Origin of the sequence: Thermoanaerobacterium xylanolyticum LX-11, assembly GCF_000189775.2 — a bacterium.
GTDB lineage: Bacteria > Bacillota > Thermoanaerobacteria > Thermoanaerobacterales > Thermoanaerobacteraceae > Thermoanaerobacterium > Thermoanaerobacterium thermosulfurigenes.
Genome location: NC_015555.1, coordinates 416278 through 440000 on the forward strand (window position 1 = coordinate 416278; position 23723 = coordinate 440000).

Genomic DNA, 23723 nt, shown 5'->3' on the forward strand with positions numbered 1-23723 from the left:
TAATTCACATTGACAACAATTGAATTTCAGTTATTAACAAACTTATCCACAATATCCACAGAAAATATATCAACATTACTAATCGAAGTCTTAAAAGGGAGTGGTAAAATGGAGCAAACCAATGATTATCAATTGGAGTTGATGTACCTTAATAGGACTATCGATTTTATCGAAGATGAAATATACAGATTGAAACAGATGATTATGGTAGAGAAATCAGATATAAGAAAGCTTAGAGAAGAAGTTTTAAATTATGCACCGAGTACACCTGACAATTTTGATAGATTAGTAGAGGTGAATCCATATATCAATGAGCTTAAAAACCATATTGTGTACTATAATGAGATTTTGAAAAACCTTAAATCATTGAATAAAATGGTTAGTTCTCCTTACTTCGGCAGATTTGATTTTATAGAAAACGGTTCAGATTCATTAGAAAAAATATATATAGGGCTTAAGACTTTAAGAGATCCAAATACATTCGATATTATCGTATACGATTGGAGAGCGCCCATATCAAGTGTGTTTTACAGGTTTGAAAAAGGCAGAGCTTTTTATAAAGCTCCTGACGGAATTATAGAAGGAAACGTAGTGCTAAAGAGGCAGTACAAGATTGAGAATCAAAAGCTAAAATATTACTTTGACTGCAATGTAGTAATAGACGATGAGATTTTAAAAGAAGCCTTAGGACGTAATTCTACGGCAAAGATGAGGACAATTGTTGAGACTATTCAAAAAGAGCAAGACAAGATAATAAGAGATGTAGATGGCGATGCTTTAGTAGTTCAAGGTGTTGCAGGAAGCGGGAAAACGTCCATAGCACTGCACAGGATAGCGTATTTGCTTTATTTTGAAAGAGATAAAAATTTAAAGAAGGATGATATACTCATAATTTCTCCTAATAAAATTTTTAGTCAGTACATAAAAAATGTGCTGCCAGAGTTAGGTGAAGAAAATGTAAATGAAATTATCTTTGAGGACTTTGTAAAAAATGCCATAGGAGATGTAGTACATGTTGAGGAAAGGTCCGATTATGTAGAAAGGCTTTCATCGTGTGAAGACAAAGTCATGTTGGATTCTGCAAGACTTAAAAATTCTTCAGAATTTATTGTGGTTTTAGACAGACTTTTATCATATTATGAGAGGAATGTGATAGAGTTTAAAGATGTGTATTACGATGGCAAAGTAGTGTACAGCAGGTATGATTTAAAGAATGAATTTTTAAATGACAAGATGAAAAGACCAATGAAAAAAAGACTTGAAAGATTAGAGATGAAGATATTTGATAAGATCCATTATCTTAGAAAAGGAAGGCTTTCTAAAATTGAAAGGTTTGTTGAAGATCGCAAAGGACATGAATTTGAAATAAAGGCATACAGCCGCCTTTTGTCCATAAAAGAAATGAGGAGGATTAAAAATCAATTAAATAGTTTTACAGATGTAAATTTCTTATATATTTATAGATTGCTGTTTTCTGATAAAGATTTGTTTAAAAGGCTTTCATACGGACTAAACATAGATTTATCTGAAAATTTTTTTAAGATAGCTGAATTGACTTGTAAAAACATAGATGATGGAAAAGTATATTACGAAGATATCGGGCCGTTATTATATTTGAAGTACAAAGTGGAGGGATTTACGGCTTACAAAAAAATAAAACACGTTGTGATAGATGAAGCACAAGACTATTCACATATTTTTTATGAGATATTTAAATTGATGTTTTATGATGCTAAATTCACTGTATTGGGAGATGTGAACCAAACACTTGACAGAGGAATAAATGAGGCTTTTTACGATCTTATTGATGAAGTTTTTGCCGGAAGGAAAATAAAGAAGTTTTTCGTAGAAAATAGTTACAGATCTACTTATGAGATAAATGAATTTTCTATTGGACTGCTTAAACATCCTCCAAAGATAAAGCCATTTGAAAGGCATGGTGACAAACCGCAATTAGTGAGTAGAGGCAGTTTTGAAGAAATATGCATAAATATAGCAAATAACGCTTCAGAACTTTTTGCAGATGGATATAAGACGATTGGTGTCATTGCAAAGACAAAAGATGAAGCGAATAAAGTCTACGGCACAATGAAGAATTTTATCAATGTGAAACTTTTAAACTCAAAAGACGACGAAGTGATAGAAGGCATAAACATACTTACGCCTTATGAGGCTAAAGGTTTAGAATTCGACGTTGCGTTTGTCTTTAATGCATCGAATGAAAATTACAAAACCGAATACGACAGAAATCTTTTGTACATTGCATGTACGCGAGCGCTGCATAGGCTTATAATATATTCTTTGGGGGATTTCTGTAAGTTTATAGGATGAATTTTATTTTCACAAGTAAATTTGCTATAATTTTATAAAATAATGAAGAAAGTAGGTGGTTCTATGGAAGCTATTAAAATCGATACGCCCTCAAGAGAGGCTATTATTGATATAACTGATGAAGTGAGAAAAATTGTAAAAGTAAGTGGCATAAAAGATGGCATTTGTTTCATCCATGTGCCACACACTACGGCAGGTGTGACGATAAACGAAAACGCTGATCCCGATGTAAAAGAGGATATATTGAGAGGTCTTAATGAAATCATTCCTCAAATAAGATTCAAGCACATAGAAGGAAATTCAGATGCCCACATAAAATCTGTCTTGGTAGGGACAAGCATTAATTTGATGATAGAAAATGGGGATATACAGTTAGGCACATGGCAAGGTTTATACTTCTGTGAATTTGATGGTCCAAGGCATAGAAAGGTGTACGTTAAAATAGTGTAAGGATAAGGGGGATAATTGTTGTGACCAAAGAGCATTTAGCTGAATTGGTAGATGGTTTAAAAAATATCATTATATACAAAAAGGTAATGAAAGATGCTACAGTAGACAAAGCTATAAAAATTTTAAATTTACTCGTCAGTGAAAAAATAGATGAAGGCAAAGTCTATGAGCTGTACAGCGATTTATTTTCGGATTTATCGAATTATGCTGTGGAAAATAATGTGTATTCCGAGATTTGGGAATCGAAAATAGATGAATTAGCGAGAGTCGATGAAAATATATTTAGCATGTTAGCTGAGAAATTTGAACAAGGTTTAATTGATGAAACATTGAAGATGGCTGCAAAAAGAGAGCTTGAATACTTAAAAAAACTTTCTGAAGTGGATTTTGCGGATTGTCTTAGAGAGTGTTTGAAATTTAATGCAATTTCGTGGGAACATCTTATCACATTATCTGAAGGTGATAAACAATATTTGTTAGACTGTGATAATGCTGATGATATAGTAAAATACTATGGGGAAAATGGTTGTGGCATATATGGAGTGTATAGAGCCTTTAGATGGCTTGATGGAAAGATTGTTGGTGTAGAAAATCCCGATCCTGTTGAGTTTGAAGATTTGGTAGGATATGAAAATGAGCACAGAATTGTCATAGATAACACAGATAGGTTTTTGAGGGGTTTGCCAGCCTCAAACATTTTGCTTTATGGAGATAGAGGAACTGGCAAATCCTCAACTGTAAAGGCTGTATTGAATATGTACTATAAAAGAGGTCTTAGGCTTATTGAGGTAAATCGCCAAGATCTTTTGGATTTAAACAAAATTATAAGTGTCATAAGCAAAAGAGGACTTAGGTTTATTCTGTTTTTGGATGATTTATCGTTTGAAGAAAATGAGACTGAATATAAAATTCTAAAATCGACACTTGAAGGCGGTATAGAGAAGCTTCCTACCAATGTTTTAATATATGCTACTTCAAATAGAAGGCACATGATAAAAGAGTATTTAACTGATAACGTACAAAGTGAAATTCATTCATTAGATACAAAGCAAGAAAAACTTTCATTGGCAGATAGGTTCGGAATAACTGTTACTTTCCAATCGCCTGGCAAAGAAGAATATTTAAAGATAGTTGAGTTTTTAGCTCAAAAGTACCATATTGATTTAGACAGAGATACATTGATAAGAGAATCGATGAGATGGAGTTCTTGGCATAATGGCATGTCACCAAGAACTGCCAGACAATTTATCGATCATTTAAGAACTTGCTGATGGGATTTCAAAATCCCTTTATTTTTTTATTTTTGCAAAAAAAAATTTTCGACATAATTTGCCTTTATTCAGTATAAAATGCTTGGTTTTATAACTTTAAAGGCGTGTAATTGGCTATTTATGTGGTGTTAAATGTTTACGGATGAAATATTATATCATTTTCTGTCGATAAAAAATATTCCAAAAAAAAGAAGGATTTTTGAGGGATAAATAGAATATTATAATAGAATTTTTACTTTAATAGTAAATTTTTGATAAAAATTCAAAGCTTAGAACGAATTAAGGGGGTAAAATTATGTATTACAAAAGAGTAAGCGAGTACGTATCGACAATAAACTATGGTGACAAGACGATAGTGAGAAAATACGCTGTAGTAAAATCAGAGGTAAAAGTATTTAATGGCGGCGAAAATGTTGATGTGCCGTCGTACGGAATCGAAATTGCGGAGCAAATAACCGAGAAGGGTATAGTAAAGGAAGAGCTTGGTGATGTAATAGTTCATGTAAGTCCATACAAAGACAAAGTGGAAGATATGGCAAAGAGATTTTGCATCGATGACTTATCACCGCTGCATTTGTCAGACATAATGGATGATTTATATTATCAATACATAGATGATTACGATGAATATGCAAAGGAATGCAAAATTGCAATATGAGGGCTTAAAGCCTTCTTTTTTTATTGCAGTTTTAAGTTTATAATAACATTAATAGAACGATAATGGAGATGATGTTTATGAAGATCGTATCAAATGGAGAAATGAGAGAAATAGAATCTATAGCCATAAATTCTCTTGGGATACCATCTGTGTGCCTTATGGAAAATGCCGGCCGCGTTGTGGCAGAACATGCTTCAGAATACCTGTTTAGTTGTAAGAGAAATAATGTGGTGATTTTGTGCGGTAAAGGAAATAATGGCGGAGATGGTTTTGTTGCTGCAAGATACCTTTTCAACAGAGGTTTTGATGTGAAGGTCTTTGTAGTATCAAGTATAGGATTGATTTCTGGTGATGCAAAGAAAAACCTCGACATAATAATCAATATGGGGATTTACGTAGCGGAAATTCTTCAAAAAGAGCAACTAAAATTTCTTGAAAAGAGCATCAAAGAATCTGATTTAGTCATAGATGCGCTATATGGAACAGGTCTCGATAGAGAAGTGTCTGGTATAAGTAGAGACATCATAGATATTGTGAATGGATCTGGCAAATACGTCATATCTGTCGATATACCATCAGGAATAAATGGTGACAATGGGCATGTAGAGGGTTGTGCTATAAAAGCAAATGCCACGATAACGATGCAATTTCTGAAAAAGGGGATTGCTGTATATCCGGGTGTAGACTACGCTGGGAAAGTGGTTGTGGCAGACATAGGCATACCGAATAATTTAGTGGATAATATTAAGTGCAGATACAATATGATTTCGCAGGACGATGTTGCATTGCCGAAAAGGATGAGGAATACCCATAAAGGAGATTATGGCAAGCTTTTGATTGTAGCTGGTTCAAAAGACATGACTGGTGCAGCAGCTTTGTGCGCTATGAGCGCAATAAAGACAGGATGTGGCATAGTTAAATTAGCTGTGCCAAAGGCTATACAGGGAATTATGCAAAGCAGTTTGAAGGAAATCATAACGTATGGATTGAATGACAAAGATGGGGCATTTTATTTAGGCTCAGTTGGTGAAATATTAGAATTGGCGAATACTGTAGATGCTGTGGCAATAGGACCTGGGCTTACATGTAGCGGCGATGTAAAAGAGTTTGTCAAGGAAGTCATATTAAGGCTTGAAAAACCATTAGTTCTTGATGCGGATGCGTTGAATGCAATATCTGATTCAGTGGATATGATAATCGGCAAAGATGTCATTTTGACACCACATATGGGTGAGATGTCGAGATTATCAGGTGTTTCTGTTGATGATATAAATAATAATATATACGAAACTGTTGAAAAGTTCATTTCAAAGTATAAAGTGACACTTGTGCTTAAAGGTTCAAGAACAGTAATAGGAAACGATACTGAAGGCATATATATTAATTGTACAGGGAATCCGGGTATGGCTACGGCAGGCTCTGGAGATGTCTTGACAGGCATGATATCGTCATTTTTGGTTCAGAGATTAAAAGGAGTAAAAGCGGCCATTTACGGAGTTTACTACCATGGAAAAGCAGGTGATATGGCTTCAGAAAAGTATGGAGAATACGGACTTACTGCGACAAACATACTTGAATATATTCCATATGCAATGAAAATGTAAAGAGGTGATGTGATTGAGGAGACTTTTGTTTGTGCTATTGCTTATATTGACTATTTTTTTGTCAGGATGCATAAAGAAGTCTCGCTTAGATGTGCCTTCAAATGTAAAAAAAGCAATTCAAAGTTTAAAAGGCTATACTTCAGATGTTGAGGTTCAGCTTAATAATAATAAAAATGTCAAGAGATACACTATGAAACAGTTTTATAAGGATGGAAAGTACCGCATGGAGATATACGATGAGTCCAATAAACCTGATAAAGTTATCGTGTACGACGGTAATAGAAGTTACATATATTTTTCGAAAATAAATCAGACATTTATAGAGGATGATAGCCAAAATATACCTGCATATTCCCTTTTTTCATCATTTATAGACAATTTTAAAAAAGCCGGAGAGATAAAAGAAAGCGAAGACGGTGAATTTTATCAAATTGATGTTCCGATTTTAAACGGAAACACTTTTATGTACAATGAATCGGCTGAATTTTCAAAAAAAGATTATAAACCGGTATCTATGAAGATTTTCGACATAAATGGGAAGGTTTTTGCTGAGATGAAATACGCAAATTTCGTGTATAATCCAGAGTTAGATGATGGTCTTTTTACTCAAAAAGATATTTCTACATTCAGCAGATACTTCCGTACTGATATTAATATGTCTGTAGATATAAAAGATGTATATAAATACTCAGGTATAAATCCAGTATTTCCTGAATACATGCCTAAAGGTTATGCTCTTGAAAATATAAGCATAGATATGTCAAATAATAATTCAATTAATTTAACATATTTAAACGGTAATGATATAATAAAAATTGTTGAAAGTGTTAGCGCTTTTGATGGGAAAGGCTTTGATAAAGAGCGCATTGGAAATACTATTTATTATAAAAAAGGGAATAGATATATTTTAGATAGAAATGGTCTCATTGTTGATTTGATGATTAATGAAAAAGTCAGTTCTGACGAAGCACTGATGATTTTAAATTCTTTAATGTGATTTGGAGGTAATTATGCTTAATTTGTATAGACCAACATGGGCAGAAGTTAATTTGGATAATATAATTCACAACTACAAAGAGATAAGAAAAATCACTGATAAAAATGCTGGCATAATGGCAGTAGTCAAGGCGAATGCCTATGGGCATGGTTCGTATGAAGTGTCGAAGGAATTGATAAATTGTGGTGTAGATTATCTGGCTGTTGCAACAATAGACGAGGCTCTGGAACTAAGAGAGCAGGGTATATCAAAGCCAATACTCATTTTAGGATATACTCCAGCAAAGTTTGCTGATGTGATTGTAAAGCACGATATTACTCAGACAGCATTTGAGCTAAGTTACGTAAAAGAGGTAGCAAAGGTGGCTCAAAAGCTTGGTAAAGATGCTAAGATTCATGTTAAGATAGACACAGGGATGGGTCGCATCGGCTACAATGACATGAATAAAGCTTATGAGGAGATTTTAACCATGTCAAATCTTGCTGGAATCAACATTGAAGGCATATTTAGCCATTTTTCGTCATCAGACGAAAAAGACAAGGAATATACGTTAAGACAGCTTGAGATCTTTTTAAATCTTATAGAAAGGCTTAAAAAGTCGGGCTTATACATTCCTATTAGGCACATAGCAAACAGTGCTGCAATATTAGACATGCCGGAAACACACCTTGACATGGTAAGACCGGGGATTATACTTTACGGCAGTTTCCCTTCAAGTGAAGTTAATAAAAAAATCGATTTACTTCCAACTATATCATTAAGATCTAAAGTCGTCTATGTTAAAGATGTGGGTGAAGGAGAATATATAAGCTACAACAGGACGTATAGGACAAACAGAAAAAGCCGCATAGCAACTTTGCCTATAGGATATGCGGATGGCTTAAATAGGCTTTTATCAAATAATCACAATGTCATAATAAATGGCAAATACGCTCCTATAGTTGGTAAAATATGCATGGATCAATGTATGGTTGATGTGACAGAGATTGAAGATGTTAAGGAAGGAGATGTTGCTACTATTATGGGAGAAGCAGATGGCAAATTCATAAGCGCTGATGAAATTGCAAATAAATTAAAAACTATCTCTTATGAAGTATATTGTGGAATATCCAGACGGGTACCAAGAATATATATATTTAATGGAGAGATAACAAAAGTAGAAAATTATTTAAAATGTTAAATATTATGTATAAAAATAATAAAGATTGACATTAATATATATAGCAGTATATAATAAATTATATAAGTGTGTTAGGAGGTCATAATTGTGGGCGAGACAAAAAGAATACTCGTCAGTTTGCCGGAAAGCTTACTGGAAGAAGTTGATGTACTTGCAGCTATGGAAAATAGAAACCGCAGTGAATTTATAAGAGAAGCCATGAAATTGTACATTAAAGAGAGAAAGAAGATGAAGATAAGGGAGAGCATGAAGAAAGGGTACCTTGAGATGGCGGCTATAAATGCAGAACTTGCGGAATTGGGCCTAACCGCTGACAACGAATGCTTTAACGGATACGAAAAGAAATTGAAAAAGTGTGATTGATATGATTGTAAAGCGTGGAGATATTTTATATGCTGATTTAAGCCCTGTCATAGGCTCAGAACAGGGTGGTGTTAGGCCCGTACTTGTAATACAGAACGATATCGGCAATAAGTACAGCCCTACAGTTATCGTGTCAGCAATAACATCTCAGATAAACAAGGCTAAATTGCCGACACATGTTGAGATAAATGGAACGGAATATGGTCTTAATAAAGATTCGGTTATTTTATTAGAGCAAATAAGGACTATAGATAAAAAGCGGCTAAGGGAAAAGATAGGCCATTTTGACCAAGATATGATGGAAAAAGTAAATGAGGCATTGCAGATAAGCCTTGGATTGATAGATTTTTAAGGACAGCTTAGAAAAATGTCCTTTTATTTTTATGGCATTTTTCGCGATTTAAAGAGATTTTTGTTGAAATATGCGAATTTTTTGTATAAAATAAAACTAAAGAAGGGGGCTTAGCTTGTGAAGAAGATTTATGGATTGATATTGGTATTTGTTGTGATGTTAGCTGTAATTGGAATTGTGTACGCTGATTCGACTCAAGATCCTGGTAGTCAACAGGATCCGATAGTCACAAAAAGCTATGTAGACAGCAAGTACGATGATTTAAAAAGCTACATAGATAGCAAAGTAGGTACATCAAGCAGCAATTACGACATAGTTGAGCTAAAACCTGGTGAAAGCATTACACTTTATCAAGGATCTGAGGCTATAGTCAGAACAGATAATACATCAACGATTGTCACCAGCACTGATGGTGTATCGGATTTGACGGGTGGAAAAGATTTAAAAAACAATGCATTGATACCAGCAAATCATCTGCTGCTTTTCCCACGGTCAGATGGCAGAGGAATAAAGGCGAAAGCTGATACTATAATCGTGGTAATGGGAAAATACACAAAAAATTAAAATGCGCTTTAAAGCGCTTTATTTTTTTCTAAAATATGGTATTGCTCAAGGTTATATTAAAGTGATATAATTCAAGTGATACAATACTAAAATAATGAAGGAGAGATATTCTTTGAGTCTAAAGAAAATACTCGTATTTTTTGTAGCACTATCATTAGCAGTTTCTGCAATTGTAGATGTATCCAGAATTAGCGTTGAAAATAAGTACAACACGGTGGAAACCGTGGCTGACCTTTATAACTTTGAAAATTTGGCTGAGAATACGGGAATGAGCGTACAGGACGTTTTGACGACATTTAAAGAGAACGACTTAAAAGGAGTGGCAGTACCTGAAGTCACATTAAACAGGCTTCAAGAAATCGGTAAAATATCCCTTTACAAGATGTCGGATGTGGAAAATATTTATAACCTTAAGAATACTACTGGCAATTCTGCGTTGACGTCATACCTTAAAAGTTTAAGCGATAGCCAAAAAAGGATCGAGAAGGATTATATTGTTGCAACTACAGATGATGTTTCGACTTATGATTTCTTGAAGTCATCTTTGACTAAAAGGGTACCGTCTGACAAGTTGACCATTTTAAAAAATGGGAATAACTATGCATTTATTTTAAACGAAGACATGGATACTTTTGCTGACCAGGGCTTAGGTTTTGACAAAAATGATTTGGACATGGTAAAATCATTGGGTCTTGATATAATACCAAGGGTTGAAAATTACAATGGCATAAAAGACAAAGACATACAAAACTACGTAGAGCTTTTAAAACATTACGGCGTGAAGACAGTAGTGTTTGGCGGAAATGATGTATTGGGAAACCCTGATAAAATATCGTATGCAGCATCTTTATTTAAAAAGAACGGAATCGCCATCGGAATTATTGATACACCTATGGGCAAAAGCTTACAAGCTGGAACAGAAAAGTTTACGAAATTTGATGGTTATAATGGAGCTAAAGTTTACGGCCTTTCTGAAGCTGAGACAGCTAAGTACGATACAAGTGGAATAGTTGACAGATGGTACAGATCTATCATAGAGAGAGATGTGCGAATTGTATATATCAGGGCAAAAGTCGATACGACTAAGTCTCAAAATTACAATTTGAAGCAGAACATATCCATGTTAAAAGAGATAAATGACCTTGTGAATTATGCAGGACTTAATTTAGGCGTAGTCAGGCCTTTAAGCCCGATTCATCAATCAAAGATAATGGAATTGTTGATTGCATTAGGTGTTGTTGCAGGTGGAATTCTCCTCTTAATGCTTTTTGGACTTAGAGAAAGGTACTCTTTAATACTTACGATTTTAGGCATCGTCATATCGTCGCTTTTGATTTTAACAAAGTACAATGACCTTGGCATCAAATCAGTAGCTTTGTTGTCATCTATTATATATCCATCGCTGGCTATAGGGTATTTTATCGATGGCAGCAAAAAGATTATCGAGAACGGAGAAGATGGCCATTATGTGAGAGATTCGCTTTACATTTTCTTCAAGACTGTTTTAATATCTTTAGCCGGTGGGCTAATAATTGCAGCAATTATGGCAGACAGCAAATACATGTTGAAATTAGACTACTTTAGAGGCGTAAAACTATCATTTACGGTACCGGTGGTAGTGTATATAGCGTATTACGGCTATAAAGTGTGGAATATAAATACATTTAAGAAATTGACTGATGCTTCCATTAAAATACTAAATACAGAAATTAAAATATGGCATGTATTAGCTGTTTTGATAGCTGGTTTTGTAGGAATTGTATATATTTCGCGAACAGGCAATTCACCAGTCATAAAGCCTACATCTATAGAGCTTAAGTTTAGAAGCTTGCTTGAACATTACCTTGTGGCAAGGCCAAGGACAAAAGAATTTTTAGTTGGATATCCTGCTTTGATATTAAGCATATACGCTGCCAAGAAGAAATCAAAATCAATGAATTTTATATTTGGAATACTGGCATCTATAGGAATACTATCTATGCCTAATACCATGAGCCACGTGGAAAGTGTGCTTAAAATTGCATTAGAACGTACTGTAATAAGCTGGGTGTTTGGACTTATAATAGGATTAGTTGCATTAAAAGTTGTTGATATTTTTATGAGATATATAAATGTGAAGAATGTTCACAATTGATTTTACTTACTTTTATTAAGCCATGGAGGTTAAAATAATGAAAATTTTGATATCGGGGTATTATGGCTTTGAAAACACTGGCGATGATGCTGTTTTAGAATGCATCGTCGCTGGACTTAAAGAAAAAGGTATATATGATGTAACGGTGCTTTCAAATGCACCTTATGTTACTTCATCTAAGTACGGTGTAAAATCTATAAATCGAAATTCATTTAAAGATATTTTTAATGCAATAAAGAATGCTGATGTCATTATAAGCGGTGGTGGAAGTTTAATACAAGATGTAACAAGTAGTAAAAGTTTATGGTACTACTTATCTATAATTTTTTTAGGAATTTTACTGAGAAAAAAAGTATACATTGTAGGACAAGGAATTGGACCGATACACCGAAGATACAATAAAGTTCTTGCTAGTTTTTTGTTAAAAAGGGTAGATATGATTACAGTAAGAGATGAAGATTCTTTGTCTGTTTTAAAAGAACTTAATATCGATAAAAATGTCATTCTTGCTGCAGATCCCGTCGTCAACTTAAATGTCTGCAGCGATGAAAGAATAGAGAAAATATTGAAAGACGAGGGAATCGATAAGAATAGGTACATAGTTGTATGTACCAGAGAGTGGGGAAATAATGAATTATCGCGGGTAGAGCTTGCCAAAGCGATTGATGCCATATCTATGAAATATAACTTAGAAGTTGTTTTTTTGCCTTTTTACTATAAAAAAGATGAATTAGAGAGTCAGAAAGTAGCTAATTACTTAAAATCTCCTTATAAGATCGTAAGAGGTAAGTACGAGCCCAATGAGATATTGGGAATAATAAAAAAATGCAGTTTACTTATTGGGGTAAGACTTCATTCACTGATATTTGCTTTGGTGGCATTAGTGCCATTTATAGGCATATCTTACGATCCGAAAATTGATGGGTTTTTGAAGTCAGTCGATTCAAAGATTTTTAAGATAGACAAGTTTTCTTCAGATGAGATAGCCAACTATGCTGAATCTATCTTAAACCATAGAGATAAGTTTATAGAGAATTTAAAAATTCATCTTAAATCATTAAGAGAATTGTCTAAAAACAACTTCGTATATTTAAAAAATAATGATGACGAGGTGTAAATATGGCTGAAAGGTTTGTGATTTTCGATGTGCCAATTGATAAAGTTAATATGAAACAAGCTGTTGATACTGTGGAAAAATTTCTATCTGAAGATAGACTTCATATGGTTGCCACTCCAAATGCTGAAATTGTAATGATGGCACAGAAAGACCCTGAGTATAAGGAGATTTTAAATAAGACAGATTTAAATGTTCCTGATGGCAGTGGTGTCATTTTTGCATCAAAGATTTACAAGGAAGAGCTGCCGGAGAGAGTAGCGGGATTTGACTTGATGATGGAGCTTATTAAAGTTGCATCTGCAAAAAAGTATAAGATATATCTTTTAGGTGCTAAATCTGATGTGGTGAAAGCTGCATATCTTAATTTGAAAAGGCAGTACAGTGAAATCGACATAGTTGGATTTCACGATGGATATTTTAGCAAAGATGATGAAGATGAAATCATACATGATATAAATGAGAAAAATACAGATTTGTTATTTGTCGCATTAGGCGCACCAAAACAAGAAAAATGGATATATGAGAATAGAAATAAATTAAAAGCAAAAGTGGCAATTGGCGTTGGTGGAAGTTTTGACGTAATAGCAGGGAAAGTCACTCGCGCGCCAGAAATATACAGGAAGTTGGGATTAGAGTGGTTTTATCGCCTTTTGAAAGAGCCATGGAGATATAAGCGAATGATGGCATTGCCTAAGTTTGCGGTTAAGGTGCTTTTTTCAAAAAAACCAAAGTGATGTAAGAAAGGATACGTTTTTATGAGCGAAAAGGTAAAAAAGATCGTAATGGATTTTATTTGGATCACAATAGGAACACTTTTACTTACTTTATCACTTGATTTATTTTTGATACCAAATCAAATTGCTCCTGGTGGTGTAAGCGGTCTTGCCATCGTTTTAAATTATATTTTTAAGTGGCCTGTTGGAGCCGTTACACTTCTTATAAACATTCCTCTTTTTTTAATATCGATTAAAGTTTTAGGTTCGGTCTTTGGAGCTAAGACGCTGTACTCAACGTTGCTTCTTGGTGTTTCAATTGACGCACTATCATTTTTAAAGCCTATGACGCATAATCCAATGTTGGCGGCTGTCTACGGCGGCCTTATAATGGGTTTGGGATTGGGGATTGTTATAAAGTACGGTGCTACGACAGGTGGCACTGACCTTGCGGCAATGACACTTCACAAGTACACAGAGATTTCGCATTTAAAAAATTATAGAGTGATAAACACGTTGATTTATATAATTTAACTAAGAGCAGCTAGAAATATGTGATTTTCCGTTTTTTACTGGAAATTGAAAGAAAAAAATTTGCAAAATAAAAGCATCCTTTCTATAATATGTTTTGCGAAAACCTAAATAGAAAGGATGCTGATAAAATGAACAAAAGTTATTTAAAACAAATGCTTATTTACTTCTCTAAGATATACCATCTTGGAGAAAAAATCAATACCCTAAAAGATAAAAGAGCAAAATCTTCAGTAAAAATTTCAACAGTTACCTTTGTAGTATTATTTGGATTTATGCTTCAAATAAGGAGTTTTAATAGGTTGGAACATTGGCTTAAAAAAGGTAAATTTAAAAAAGTATTACCTAAAAAGACTAAAATTCCTCGTATTGACACTATTAGGCGTGTTTTAAGCAATTTTGATTTAGATGGCTTAAATGAACTTAATAATAGTATAATCAAGACAAGTACAAAAAATAAGGTTTTTAGAAAAGGAACTATAGATGGACTAAAAGTTGTTGCAATAGATGGTGTAGAGTTATTTGAAAGCACTAATAAGTGCTGTGATAATTGTCTTACACGAGTCCAAAAGGACGGGATTACTCATTACTTTCATAGGTCAGTAATATGTGCATCTGTAGGTTCTGATCCACATCTTATCATAGGTCAGGAAATGCTTGAACCAAAAGAGATGCTTCAGATAAAGACGAAGGAGAAATCACAGCAGGCAAGCGTCTAATTAGAAAATTGCATAAAGAATTTCATCATTTTGCAGACATTATAGTAGCTGATGCATTATATTGCAAATCTACTTGGATTAAAGAAGTATTATCAATAGGGATGGATGCAGTAGTAAGGGTTAAAGATGAAAGACTTAATATAGTTAAGGATGCACTTGGTTTATTCAAGTGTCGAGAAGCAGATAAAGAATGGACTGTTAAGAAAAAAAGTAACAATTATATTAAAATAAAGGCCTGGGACGAAGACAATTTTCAAATGCCTAATTCCGACATAGAAGTAAGGTTTATAAAATTTATAGAGGAGATACATAGCTCAAGCAAAGTAGAAACAAAAGAATCATGGATAATAACTACCTCTAAAGTTACTTCAGTAGAAACTTTATGGAAAATAATACATAAAAGATGGGAAATTGAAAACAATGCTTTTCATCAATTAAAAACAGAATGGCACTTAAATCACTGTTTTATGCACAGTCCTGAGGGTGTAGAAACTGTGTTAATGTTTATAATAATAGCATTTAATTTGATGCAATTATATTTCTTCAGGTGTATAAGAAATTTTAGGGAAAAGCATATGCTTCAAATAGATATTATTGAAGATATAAAAGATGAGATATTTATCATAGAAACTGGATGGAGTAATCCACTGTTTGTGAAGACATAATTTGAAACAAAACTGGAAATTCATTATTAAAATTCATGGGGTAAGGGGAAAGTATAACTTTTTTAGCATCTAAATGGATTTACTATTACCATATATTCAACTAGATGTAAAATATAAAAATTCTTGTAAAGATAAATTTTTTGCTGGAATTTTGATGCGAAATCTCTGACAAGTACATACCTTTTTTGACAGTTGGCAGGATTTTGCTTATCATAGATTTTATAATAATTGCATTAGCGGGAATCGAGTTTAGTCCAGAGCTTGCTTTATATGCATTAGCGACAGAATTTATCGCGATAAAGGTCATAGATGTCATTCAAGAAGGAACCGATTACGAAAGAATTGCTATAATTATCTCAGATAAATACGAGGAAATAAGCCATTCTATACTGTACGATATGGATAGGGGCGTTACGGAGTTAAAAGGTGTTGGGGGATATTCTAAACAGGAAAAAAACGTTTTGCTTGTGGTTGTAAATAGAAGTGAAGTAACTACATTAAGAAATGTGGTCAAAAAAATAGATCCAAAAGCTTTTGTGATTTTGTCTACAGCCCATGAGGTTTTAGGTGAGGGATTTAGAAACATGTAAGAAGGACATGGTTAGGTTATGCCATGTCCTTTAATTTATCTATCAAAATATATGTTTTTCCCCGTGGCTGACAATGGTATGCCTACTACGATTTCACCATCTATAAGATTTAATCTTTTTGCGCTTATGCCGATCCTGTACATTATACGGTTGTCTACGTTTAGCATGCTGGCAGTCTTTACTGCAGATCCTATTGCAATGCCCAGATCGATAAGCCTCCAAGCGCACATAGGTCCGTCAAATTCTGTTCCATTTTTAAAATCTGGCAGTTCGTCACACTTGTTGTATCCGCAAGCTCCACAGTTTAAACCAGCTTTTTTAGGTTTGTTAAGAGAAACAAGCAGTACGGCTCCAGATCTTTCGACATTTTTGCCATCCCTATCGAAATTTTTCTTTCCAGATTCTATTCCGTATTTAACCATATCTTCATTAAGCCTTTTTAAATCGTCTCCGGTTATGACTTTTGTCTCTATAAAGTCTTGACCGGATGCTTTTGGTGCTGTTCTTGCAGACAAAGCCATGAGTTCTGCTGTTAATTCGATAACATTCATTGAAATCCCTCCATTTATATTTATCACAACAATATTATATTACTATTTTCTTGTCATACAAAATCATGCGGCGCAATGTTTTAGTATATATAAAATTTTTAGTTGGCATATAAAGTGCTCTTTTATAAGACAATATTAGTATCCAATTAAGAACTATATTGAATGTATATACTTAGTGTAAAATTTTTTTAGGTGAAAAAGCAGGAAAATAGCGATGAAATGTAGAAATAAGACCTCACCATCCTCCCAAAAGGATGAGTTAGAAAATAAATAGGAAGGTGAGGTCTTATGAAAATAATTCAACATACACTTCAAAAATTCCTGCTTGTTGTAGAAAAAATTATTGGATTACTTGATGGAAAATATACCTATTTGGAATTTGAAGAAGAACTTAAAAAAATTCTAAATGAATTAGGAAAAGAGATTTGTGCAGATGTACTTCATGAACTTGATCAAAGCATATATAAAGATAAATACAAAAGGAAAAACTGGGTGGTAGTCCAAAAAGATTGTGAAAGGACAATAACAACTGCATTTGGAGATATCACATACAAAAGACGATACTATAAAAACAAAGAAACAGGAGAGAAGGCATATCTCGTAGATAAAGCTGCTGGCATCCAAAAATATGAAAGAATAGATGCTGAGCTTAAAGCTGATATAACGGATCTTTCTACAATACTCTCATATCAAAAAACCACTCAGGAACTTAAAAGAAATGGAGCTAACTGCAATGTAAGCCGGCAAACAGTAATGAACACATTAAGAAAAATAGACAACCTTCAAACATATGAAAAGCCAAAGACTAAAAAAGAAATAGAAACTTTATACATAGAAGCTGATGAAGACCATATACATCTTCAAAACGGCAAACCAGACATTGTAAAATTAATATACGTACACGAAGGAAAACAAACAATAACAAAAGGCAGAAATGAACTAAAAAATGCCGTATACTTTTCAGGTGTATACGAAGGAGAAAAAGTAGAAGAGTTATGGAAAGAAGTATGGGAGTACATTGTAAACACATATAACGAAGACAAAATAAAACGCATATACGTATCTGGAGATGGAGCAGAATGGATAAAATTCGGAGTAAAATATCTGCCTAATGCCGTATACGTATTAGACCTATTTCATCTACAAAAATACATAACAGCTGCAATAAAAGAAGATAAAAAAACAAAGAGAGAATTATGGAAAGCCATATTTAAAGCAGACAAACAAAAAGTCAATGAGCTTTTAACACAAAAATACAAAGAACTAGAATTAAACGGAACAGAAAATCCCGTAATGAAGTGCCAAACCTATATAAATAACAATTGGGATGGAATAAATTCATACAGCCTTTACAAAAAAGAAATAACAGGATGCAGTGCAGAAAGTCATGTAAGTCATGTACTTTCAGAGAGGCTATCAAGCAGACCAATTTCATGGAGCAAGGTTGGGGCTCACAAAATGGCAAAATTAAGAGCAATAAAAGCAAGCGGTATATCACTGAAAGATGTCGTATTAAAACAGCAATATGAAAGCTTAAAGCCAATAGAAATACCAAAGCAAACAGTGTATAAAGCGAAACAACAACTAAAGAAAATAAGATCAACTTATGAAAACATAATAAGCTTGCCAATATTGCAAAATAAAAAAACATTAACAAGTCAGGCTATAAAATCATTACTATTGAGAAATGCCATTTAAAAGTATGCATATATATTGAAGATTGTAGTTTTAGTTATTATTATGGGGAGCTTATTTGGGTTACCTATCACATGTAAAATTCATGAATAAATAGCATTGATATACATGATGGCTTCTTTGAAGAGCGTGAGAATCTGAGAATGAGTGAGATATTAAAAGAAAATCAAAGATTATAGAGTGAGTGGCGATTTTATGCTATCAAGAAGTTAAGAGACTTCAACACTAAAAAACTTTTCTTAAAATCCAGCTATCAATACTCATCCTTAGAGTGATAGTGAGGTCTTTTTTTCAAAAAAACCTAAAAATACTTGACACGATCGTATATACAGCATTATAGACAATAAACTATACAAGTGCTAAAATATTATTAAATTTATAAAAGGGGAAATACAAATGGATAAAGACATTTTAAATAAAATAGACAAGCTTAAGAAAGAGCGAAATGCAGTTATATTAAGTCACTTTTATCAAAGACCAGAGATTCAAGATATTGCTGATTTCATTGGAGATTCACTGGAATTATCCAGGAAAGCGGCGGAGACGGATGCAGATGTAGTCGTATTTTGCGGTGTCCACTTTATGGCTGAAACCGCCAGCATACTGTCACCTGATAAGATGGTGCTTCTTCCAAATATAGGTGCAGGCTGCCCTATGGCCGAAATGGCTGACTATGATGGACTTTTAAGGCTAAAAGAACAACATCCAGATGCTTATGTGGTAAGCTATGTCAACACTACTGCAGAAGTAAAAACGTTAAGCGACATATGCTGTACATCTGCCAATGCTGTAAAAGTAGTGAATACAATACCTAAGGAAAAAGAGATTATCTTTGTCCCAGATAAAAATTTAGGACATTACGTGGAAAAGATGACAGGAAGAAAGATGATAATTTGGCAAGGGTACTGCAATACCCACAATAAATTGTCAAAACTTGAAGTCCAATTGACGAAAGAAAAATATCCTGAAGCATTGGTATTAGCCCATCCGGAGTGCAGAGAAGATGTTTTGGATATTGCAGATGGGGTATTTTCTACATCTGGCATTATAAAATTTGTAAAAGACAGCAATGCCAGTGAATTTATAATATGCACAGAAGATGGCATACTACATCAATTGCAGAAGAAATATCCTGATAAAAAATTCATACTTCCTTCTAACAAGCTGGTATGTCCAAACATGAAGAAGACGAAAATTGAAGATGTTTTGTATAGCCTTGAGAATTTGCGGTCAGAGGTAAAAGTCCCTGACGATATTAGACAAAAAGCTGTTATTCCAATTAGAAGGATGTTAGATGTAAAATGAGCTACAGCGTAAATTTTGATTCTAATAAAGTAGAAAGTTACACGAGCGATTATGTAATAGTTGGCAGTGGCATAGCTGGTCTTAATGCGGCTTATTTGGCAAAGAATTATGGAGAAGTTTTTTTGTTGACCAAAGATAGACTTTCCCATTCAAGTTCATCATTGGCACAGGGCGGTATAGCCTGTGTAATATCTCAAGTAGATAGCTTTGAGTCCCACATAAAAGATACGATTTATGCAGGTGCAGGATTATGCGACAGAGAAGCTGTGGAAGTCTTAGTTAAAGAGGCGCCATCTAATATCAAGCGCCTTATCAATTTAGGCGTTAAGTTTGATAAAAGGGATGGTGAACTTGAGCTTGGAAGGGAAGGAGCACATTCTTCCAATAGGATAATACATGCAGGAGATTACACTGGTAGAGAAATAATAAATGGACTTATATCTGTTTTAGATGGTGTTAAAATTTTTGAAGGTACTTTAGTGCTTGATTTGCTTGTAGAAGATAATATTGTGAAGGGTGTTTTGGCAAAGAACTTGATTTCAGATCAATTTTTTATCGTGTGGGCAAAAGTGGTTATACTGGCAACAGGAGGTGCCGGAAATCTTTTTTTAAATACAACAAACCCTGACACATCAACGGGTGATGGCATATCACTTGCAGCAAGACAAGGTGCAGTGTTGAAAGATATGGAATTTATGCAGTTTCATCCGACTGCACTGCATGGCAAGGATGGGGAAAGGTTTCTTATTACTGAAGCTATAAGAGGTGAAGGCGGCATACTTAGAAACGAAAAAGGTGTAAGGTTTATGCCGTTTTATCATGAGTTAAATGAACTTGCGCCACGGGATGTAGTATCAAGAGCAATTTTAGGCGAAATAAGTAAGAGCAAAATAGATTATGTTTACTTGGATGTTTCAAATATAGACAAAAGTTTATTTAAGAGGCGCTTTCCTTCTATATTTGAAAAAATTGAAAAAATGGGTATTGACATTGAAAAAGATTATATACCCGTATCACCTGCTGCACATTATTACATGGGTGGAATTGCTACAGATCTAAACGGAGAAACTACTATAAAAGGGCTTTACGCTTGTGGAGAATGTGCATGTACTGGCGTACAAGGAGCTAATAGGCTTGCCAGCAATTCATTGTTGGAAGGTTTGGTTTTTTCTACAAGGGCTGTAAATAATTCAAAAAAATATTTAAACAATAAGATTGCACCTTCTCATTTTTACAATTATGATAAGATTTATATGGAAATAGATGTAAATAAACTGAGGCATAAGCTGCAGCATCTTATGGAGGCGAATGTTGGCATTATAAGAAGTGAAAGCAGCTTAAAAACAATGCTCAATTGGCTAAAACTTCATGAAGATATACTTTACATGAATGCAGATGATAGGGCGAAAAGCGAACTTTTAAGTTTATACATTTTAAGCAAGTACATGACAATATCTGCTCTTTTAAGAAAGGAAAGCAGAGGAAGTCATTTTAGAACTGATTATCCGGAAAAAAATGAAATGTACAGAAGACATATATTGATAAAAGGAGATGAAATTTACTTTGATGGACAGGATGATAGCACAAAGATTGATAGATAATTACATTTTAGAAGATTTAACATGGGGCGACATTACTACAGATTTGCTTATAGCTAAAGGTGCAAAAGCAAAAGGATATTTATACGCAAAGGCTGACGGTATAATAGCTGGTATTGATGTTTTTTTGATGGTTTTTAATGCTTTTGATAAAGATATAGAGCATGTAAAGTATTTTAAAGATGGTGATGCTGTTAAAAAAGGTGATTTGATATTAGAAACTTATGGTGAACTGAATTCTTGCCTTAAGGCAGAACGAGTCGCACTAAACCTTATGCAGAGGATGTCAGGAATAGCCACATACGTCAGGATGCTTAAGGACATAATAAGTGAAACTAAGGCTCAATTGACAGATACGCGAAAAACGATGCCTGGCTTAAGGTATTTTGATAAATATGCAGTTTTGGTAGGCGGTGGTATTAACCATAGGTACAATTTATCCGACGGAATTTTAATTAAAGATAATCACATAAAAGCAGTTGGAGGAATTAAAAACGCATTGACTATGATCAAAAATAGCGTTTCCCATACTAAGAAAATAGAAATAGAGGTGGAGACGATCCACGAGCTGAAAGAAGCGTTGAAATACGGGGCAGATATTATAATGCTTGATAACATGACTATTGGTATGATGAAGGAAGCTGTTGAAATAACTGATGGTAAAGCCATATTAGAGGCATCTGGAAATATTAACGAAGACAATATATTGCAAGTGGCTAAAACAGGTGTTGATATTATATCAGTTGGTGCAATAACACATTCAGTAAAAGCACTTGATATAAGTTATGATTTATAAAATATGTTGAGTGGAACAATAACCATGAGGTGATATCATGCAAAAATTTTGGGAAGGTTACGGCGACCTTACATTGACCTCATGGGTTTTAAGAGCTGTCACTGCTTACGTTTTACTTTTATTTCTTATAAAAATAATGGGGCAGAGGACTCTTTCTAATATGAAGATGAGCGATTTTGTCATATCTATAGCTTTTGGAAACATCATTGCTCATCAACTTTCTGACAGCAGTTTAGGTTTGAGAGGTCCTGTGATTACAAGTGTGACATTTGCTGTTTTGTACATTCTGTTTAATTTTTTGATGCTGAAATACACTAAATTAAGGAAAATGGTTGATTTGGATGTCATACCGCTTATATATGAAGGTGAAATAATAAAAAGCGGATTAAAAAAAGGCAAAATAGACTTAGATTTACTGATGACAGAGCTTAGACTCCACAATGTTTTAAGCGTTAGAGATGTTCATGCGGCATATCTCGAAAGCAATGGGAAAATAAGCATAATAAAGAATGTAGACAATCAAAGTGTGACATTGAAGGATCTGGACATAAGAAAGGCTCCTATACATGCTCCTATAGCTGTCATTGAAGATGGAATAGTGTTGCACAAGAATTTAGAGATGATTGGGAAAGACGAGAAATGGCTTATAGAAAATTTGCACGCTTACAACATAACAAATTTTAAAGATGTTTTTCTTGCAGTGTATGAAGCAAATGATATACTATACGTTACAAAAAAATAAGGAGCACTCGCTCCTTATTTTTATAGCTTCTCAAACTGATCCTTTCCTACACCACAATCAGGGCATACCCAATCATCTGGCAAATCTTCAAACTTAGTTCCTGGTGGTATATTTTGCGTTGGGTCGCCAACTTCTGGATCATATATGTACCCGCAAACTGTGCATTCCCATTTTTCCATATTTCTCAACCCTTTCTTTTTTTATCTATAACTATATTATATCAGCTAAGAATAGCCAAAATCAATATTGAAAATGATTTTATTCCATATTTTGCACAAGCATATCACAATTGGTATAAAATGGATTTGATTTGGCATATAATTTAATAAAAAAACGAAAGGTTGTTCAATAATGAGAAAAATAGCTGTGTTAGTTATTTTGGTATGTGCAATTCTTGTGTCGTGTGGGAAAGCAAAACCTGTTGAAAATAGCGTTAAAACGGTCAACACAGTAAAAAGCAAAGAAGTTAATAAAATGGAAATAAATTACAAAAAATTGTACGACGGACTTCCTGAAGTTAATCTTCCTCAGTACAATTTTGTTTACTCAAATGCAGAAGACAATGCTTATAAGAAAATTGTATTTGCAAATTACGACAAGCTTCTTATATACGATGGAAAAGCTTTGGTACTTTTTAGAAATAAAAAGTTTTACGAGGTAATAGATGCAGAAAAATTCAATTTAAAGTATTTCCAAGGCAATAAATCGACAAAATTTATATTCAGTCCTTATGGAAATTTTGCGGTAGGAGGCAATAGTTTGTCGGATGATGAAATATATTTAATAAATGTTAATAC

At 33.8% G+C, this 23723-nt stretch carries 23 protein-coding genes and 2 pseudogenes (1 of these 25 running past the window's edge); 23 read left to right on the forward strand and 2 right to left on the reverse strand.

Annotated features, from left to right (window positions below; genetic code table 11):
- Positions 1 to 108: 108 nt before the first annotated feature.
- From THEXY_RS02180 to THEXY_RS02260, 17 genes and pseudogenes are all read left to right on the forward strand, one after another.
- Positions 109 to 2331 (forward strand): HelD family protein, encoded by a 2223-nt coding sequence (locus tag THEXY_RS02180; RefSeq protein ID WP_013787219.1) that lies wholly within the window; start codon positions 109 to 111, stop codon positions 2329 to 2331.
- Between the two features lie 63 nt (positions 2332 to 2394).
- Positions 2395 to 2781 (forward strand): secondary thiamine-phosphate synthase enzyme YjbQ, encoded by a 387-nt coding sequence (locus THEXY_RS02185; protein WP_013787220.1) that lies wholly within the window; start codon positions 2395 to 2397, stop codon positions 2779 to 2781.
- Positions 2782 to 2801: 20 nt separating this feature from the next.
- Positions 2802 to 4052: an ATP-binding protein gene (locus THEXY_RS02190; RefSeq protein ID WP_013787221.1), complete on the forward strand. Its 1251-nt coding sequence runs from the start codon at positions 2802 to 2804 to the stop codon at positions 4050 to 4052.
- Positions 4053 to 4347: 295 nt separating this feature from the next.
- Entirely contained in the window at positions 4348 to 4710 is a 363-nt protein-coding gene (locus tag THEXY_RS02195; RefSeq protein ID WP_013787222.1) for a DUF6514 family protein, read from the forward strand.
- Between the two features lie 77 nt (positions 4711 to 4787).
- Complete coding sequence (locus THEXY_RS02200) at positions 4788 to 6314, forward strand: bifunctional ADP-dependent NAD(P)H-hydrate dehydratase/NAD(P)H-hydrate epimerase (RefSeq protein ID WP_013787223.1); 1527 nt, start codon at positions 4788 to 4790, stop codon at positions 6312 to 6314.
- Between the two features lie 13 nt (positions 6315 to 6327).
- On the forward strand, positions 6328 to 7311 hold the full coding sequence (locus THEXY_RS02205) for a LolA family protein (RefSeq protein ID WP_013787224.1): 984 nt from the start codon (positions 6328 to 6330) through the stop codon (positions 7309 to 7311).
- A 13-nt stretch (positions 7312 to 7324) separates the two neighbouring features.
- Positions 7325 to 8491, forward strand: coding sequence for an alanine racemase (gene alr, locus THEXY_RS02210; protein WP_013787225.1), 1167 nt, complete (start codon positions 7325 to 7327; stop codon positions 8489 to 8491).
- Positions 8492 to 8578: 87 nt separating this feature from the next.
- Entirely contained in the window at positions 8579 to 8854 is a 276-nt protein-coding gene (locus THEXY_RS02215) for a CopG family ribbon-helix-helix protein (protein ID WP_013297076.1), read from the forward strand.
- A gap of 1 nt (position 8855) precedes the next feature.
- Complete coding sequence (locus THEXY_RS02220; protein ID WP_013787226.1) at positions 8856 to 9206, forward strand: type II toxin-antitoxin system PemK/MazF family toxin; 351 nt, start codon at positions 8856 to 8858, stop codon at positions 9204 to 9206.
- Between the two features lie 117 nt (positions 9207 to 9323).
- Entirely contained in the window at positions 9324 to 9770 is a 447-nt protein-coding gene (locus THEXY_RS02225; protein WP_013787227.1) for a hypothetical protein, read from the forward strand.
- 112 nt (positions 9771 to 9882) lie between these two features.
- Positions 9883 to 11904: a DUF5693 family protein gene (locus THEXY_RS02230; protein ID WP_013787228.1), complete on the forward strand. Its 2022-nt coding sequence runs from the start codon at positions 9883 to 9885 to the stop codon at positions 11902 to 11904.
- A 37-nt stretch (positions 11905 to 11941) separates the two neighbouring features.
- Positions 11942 to 13021 (forward strand): polysaccharide pyruvyl transferase CsaB, encoded by a 1080-nt coding sequence (csaB, locus tag THEXY_RS02235; RefSeq protein WP_013787229.1) that lies wholly within the window; start codon positions 11942 to 11944, stop codon positions 13019 to 13021.
- A gap of 2 nt (positions 13022 to 13023) precedes the next feature.
- Complete coding sequence (locus THEXY_RS02240; protein ID WP_013787230.1) at positions 13024 to 13755, forward strand: WecB/TagA/CpsF family glycosyltransferase; 732 nt, start codon at positions 13024 to 13026, stop codon at positions 13753 to 13755.
- Between the two features lie 21 nt (positions 13756 to 13776).
- Positions 13777 to 14265: pseudogene (locus THEXY_RS02245) on the forward strand (YitT family protein); the annotation flags it as partial.
- A 131-nt stretch (positions 14266 to 14396) separates the two neighbouring features.
- Positions 14397 to 14984: a transposase family protein gene (locus tag THEXY_RS12700; RefSeq protein WP_230197623.1), complete on the forward strand. Its 588-nt coding sequence runs from the start codon at positions 14397 to 14399 to the stop codon at positions 14982 to 14984.
- Positions 14985 to 14992: 8 nt separating this feature from the next.
- Entirely contained in the window at positions 14993 to 15649 is a 657-nt protein-coding gene (locus tag THEXY_RS12705) for a transposase (protein WP_230197624.1), read from the forward strand.
- Positions 15650 to 15819: 170 nt separating this feature from the next.
- Positions 15820 to 16239, forward strand: a pseudogene (locus tag THEXY_RS02260) (YitT family protein); the annotation flags it as partial.
- Positions 16240 to 16274: 35 nt separating this feature from the next.
- Here THEXY_RS02260 and THEXY_RS02265 read toward each other — a convergent pair.
- On the reverse strand, positions 16275 to 16790 hold the full coding sequence (locus THEXY_RS02265; RefSeq protein WP_013787231.1) for a ferredoxin domain-containing protein: 516 nt from the start codon (positions 16788 to 16790) through the stop codon (positions 16275 to 16277).
- Between the two features lie 288 nt (positions 16791 to 17078).
- Between THEXY_RS02265 and THEXY_RS02270 the strand changes: the two genes are divergently transcribed.
- From THEXY_RS02270 to THEXY_RS02290, 5 genes are all read left to right on the forward strand, one after another.
- Positions 17079 to 18488, forward strand: a complete 1410-nt coding sequence (locus THEXY_RS02270; protein WP_013787232.1) for an ISLre2-like element ISTxy1 family transposase — start codon at positions 17079 to 17081, stop codon at positions 18486 to 18488.
- 393 nt (positions 18489 to 18881) lie between these two features.
- Positions 18882 to 19790: a quinolinate synthase NadA gene (gene nadA / locus THEXY_RS02275; RefSeq protein WP_013787233.1), complete on the forward strand. Its 909-nt coding sequence runs from the start codon at positions 18882 to 18884 to the stop codon at positions 19788 to 19790.
- Complete coding sequence (gene nadB, locus THEXY_RS02280) at positions 19787 to 21391, forward strand: L-aspartate oxidase (protein ID WP_013787234.1); 1605 nt, start codon at positions 19787 to 19789, stop codon at positions 21389 to 21391. The genes nadA and nadB overlap by 4 nt, the downstream gene beginning before the upstream one ends.
- Entirely contained in the window at positions 21357 to 22184 is an 828-nt protein-coding gene (gene nadC / locus THEXY_RS02285) for a carboxylating nicotinate-nucleotide diphosphorylase (RefSeq protein ID WP_041592057.1), read from the forward strand. The genes nadB and nadC overlap by 35 nt, the downstream gene beginning before the upstream one ends.
- A gap of 37 nt (positions 22185 to 22221) precedes the next feature.
- Positions 22222 to 22926: a DUF421 domain-containing protein gene (locus THEXY_RS02290; RefSeq protein ID WP_013787236.1), complete on the forward strand. Its 705-nt coding sequence runs from the start codon at positions 22222 to 22224 to the stop codon at positions 22924 to 22926.
- Positions 22927 to 22946: 20 nt separating this feature from the next.
- On the opposite strand, the gene rd is transcribed toward THEXY_RS02290, so the two are convergent.
- On the reverse strand, positions 22947 to 23105 hold the full coding sequence (gene rd, locus THEXY_RS02295) for a rubredoxin (RefSeq protein ID WP_013787237.1): 159 nt from the start codon (positions 23103 to 23105) through the stop codon (positions 22947 to 22949).
- A gap of 172 nt (positions 23106 to 23277) precedes the next feature.
- On the opposite strand from rd, the gene THEXY_RS02300 reads away from it, so the two are divergent.
- Positions 23278 to 23723, forward strand: partial view of a hypothetical protein gene (locus tag THEXY_RS02300; RefSeq protein WP_013787238.1) — the 5' end (the start) only. It continues 721 nt past the right edge of the window; 446 of the gene's 1167 nt are visible here — the first part of the coding sequence; it begins with the start codon at positions 23278 to 23280; the stop codon falls past the right edge of the window.